The following is a 2604-nucleotide window of genomic DNA, read 5'->3' as shown; positions in this document are numbered from 1 at the left end:
CGCCGGGGCCACGACCGTGCTCCCGGCGCCGGTCGCGACCGAGCCCCCGGACCGCCTGGACCAGGCGCCGCCGGAACCGGTGGACGTCGTCCTGGCGCTCGGGTCGAACCTGGGGGCGAGCCAGGAGGTGCTGCGCTCGGCGGTCACCGCGCTGGGCTCCGTCCCGGGTCTGGAGGTCACGGCGATCTCCCCGCTCGCCCGGACCGCCCCGGTCGGGGGTCCGGACCAGCCCGACTTCCTCAACGCGGTGGTGCTGGGGCGCACCACGCTCTCCCCGCGTGGTCTGCTGCACGCGTGCCAGGAGGTGGAGGCCGCGCACGGACGCACCCGGGACGAGCGGTGGGGCCCGCGCAGCCTGGACGTGGACGTGATCCTGCACGGGACCACCCTTGCGGTCGGCGACGACCTCGAGCTGCCCCACCCCCGGGCGCACGCCCGGGCGTTCGTCCTGGAGCCGTGGGCGCAGGTCGACCCGGACGCGGTGCTCCCGGGACTGGGCGGTGGCCCGGTCGCGGCGCTCGCCGGGACCGCGCCGGACCGTGAGGGCATCCGGTGGATGGCCCTGGACTGGTGGAAGAACGAGGACGTGCCCTGATGGGCCGCACCCCCGTGACCCGCCTGCTCCTGCTCGCCGCGGGGGTGGGCTTCGTGTCGAGCCTGGGTCTGCGGGTGGTGGAGTCGCGGGGCGGCACGGTGCTTCCCGTGCCGATGCTGTCCGTCGCCGTGCTCCTGGGGATCGCCGTGGTGGTCCTGGTGCTGGGCTGGGGGGTGCGGCAGTACGCACGGGGCCGCAAGCCGGACCTGGACCCGCTGCTCGCGGCCCGCACCCTGGTGCTCGCGACCGCCGCGGCCTACACCGGCGCGCTCCTGACCGGTTGGTACGGCGCGCACGTGCTGCTGACCCTCGGCGACCTCGGCATCGAGGCGCGCCGTGCGCTGGCGGTCTCGGCGGGGGTCACCACGCTGGGGGCGCTGGGGCTGGCCACGGCCGGGCTGGTCGTCGAGCGCTGGTGCGAGGTGCGCCCCGGTGACGACGAGGGACCTGACGGCGGCGCGGTCGCCGGTGGGAGGATGTGACCATGAGCGAGCCGACCCCCATGCCCGCGACCCCGGAGCAGCCGTGGGGTGCAGCGCCGTCGCCCGACCCCGGCGCGCCCACCTCCACCGACCGGGGCGGGCCGTTCGACCCCCCGGGGGTCCCGTGGCAGGGGGTGTCCCCCCGGCTGGTCACGGTGCGGTTGATCGGCGCCGCGGTCTGGTTGGGGCTCCCGTTGGCGGGGGGCGTGGTGGCCGCGACCCTGGCCGACGTCCCCGCGCTCTGGCTGGTGCCCGGTGTGCTCGGTGCGCTCGTGCTCTGGACGGTGGTCGTGGTGCCCAGGCAGGTGCGCGCCATCGGGTACGCCGAGCGTGACGACGACCTGCTCATCCGGCGCGGGGTGCTGTTCCGGTCGTTGGTGGTGGTGCCGTACGGGCGGATGCAGTTCGTGGACGTGCAGGCCGGACCGGTCGACCGGTGGTTCGGGATCGCCCGCGTGCAGCTGCACACCGCGTCACCGACCAGCGACGCGGTGATCCCCGGCCTCCCGCCGACCGAGGCGGCCCGCCTGCGTGACCGGCTCGCCGCCCGGGGCGAGGCCCAGCTGGCGGGCCTGTGAGCGAGATGGGTGAGAGCACCCTGCAGTGGCGCCGGGTCCACCCGGTGACCCCGGCGGTGCGTGGGTGGAAGGTCCTCGCGGTGGTCCTGGTGATCATCGCCCAGCAGGTCTCGGTGAACGTGCGCTCCGCGCAGGACGTGGTGGAGGCCGTCGGGCTCCTGCCGGTCGTCGGGGTCATCGCCCTGGTGGTGCTCATCGGCACCGGCTACGCCGTCCTGGCCTGGCGGATGACACGGTTCGCCGTCGACGCCGAGGCGGTCTACCTGCAGACGGGGGTGCTGTTCCGCCAGCAGCGCACCGCCAGGCTGGACCGGGTGCAGGCCATCGACGTGGTCCAGCCGATCCTCGCGCGGATCCTGGGCCTGGCCGAGCTCAAGCTGGAGGTCGCCGGCGGCGCGGACTCCGCCGTGCAGCTGGCGTTCCTGAAGGAGAGCGACGCCCAGCGGCTGCGCAACGAGCTGCTCGCGCGCGCCGCCGGGGTGTCGTTCGGCACCGAGGAGTCCCCCGAGGCGCCGGTCGCACCGGAACGCCCCCTGTACGAGGTGCCGCCGACGCGCCTGGTCGGGTCGTTGGTGCTGTCGGTGCCCACGTTGCTGGTGGTGGTGGGCGCGGTGGCGCTCGCGGTGATCGTGGTCCCGTTGGGTGTGTCCGGGCTGCTGGTGGGCCTGATCCCGGCGGGGCTGGGTGTGGCCGCGTACTACTGGGGCAGGTTCTCCAAGGAGTTCAACTTCCGCGCCGCGCAGTCCCCGGACGGCATCCGGCTGCGCCACGGGCTCCTGGAGTCCCGCGCCCAGACCGTCCCACCGGGACGGGTGCAGGCGGTGCAGCTCACCCAGGGGTTGCTGTGGCGGCGCAAGGACTGGTGGCGCGTGCAGATCAACGTCGCCGGCTACGGCCTGACCGAGCAGGACACCGAGAGCGTCCTGCTGCCGGTGGGCAGCCGTCACGA

4 protein-coding genes are annotated in these 2604 nt (G+C 75.1%); all 4 read left to right on the top strand.

Annotated elements, in window-relative coordinates; translation table 11 throughout:
* A partial coding sequence (folK, locus tag N869_RS14245) for a 2-amino-4-hydroxy-6-hydroxymethyldihydropteridine diphosphokinase (RefSeq protein ID WP_232229776.1) occupies positions 1-595 on the top strand: 595 nt, incomplete at its 5' end.
* The gene (locus N869_RS14240; protein ID WP_035062682.1) at positions 595-1077 is read left to right on the top strand and encodes a DUF3180 domain-containing protein; all 483 of its coding nucleotides are present in this window, start codon (positions 595-597) and stop codon (positions 1075-1077) included. The genes folK and N869_RS14240, both read left to right, overlap by 1 nt.
* Before the next feature lie 2 nt (positions 1078-1079).
* Positions 1080-1655 carry a PH domain-containing protein gene (locus tag N869_RS14235; RefSeq protein WP_084137238.1) on the top strand — a complete coding sequence of 192 codons (576 nt, stop codon included), beginning with the start codon at positions 1080-1082 and terminating at the stop codon, positions 1653-1655.
* A 5-nt stretch (positions 1656-1660) separates the two neighbouring features.
* Positions 1661-2604, top strand: a 944-nt coding sequence (locus N869_RS14230) for a PH domain-containing protein (protein ID WP_035062681.1), incomplete at its 3' end; no start/stop codon positions are given.

The sequence above is a fragment of the Cellulomonas bogoriensis 69B4 = DSM 16987 genome (genome assembly GCF_000767165.1).
Classification (GTDB): domain Bacteria; phylum Actinomycetota; class Actinomycetes; order Actinomycetales; family Cellulomonadaceae; genus Actinotalea; species Actinotalea bogoriensis.
This window is presented reverse-complemented; position numbering and strand designations above follow the sequence as displayed.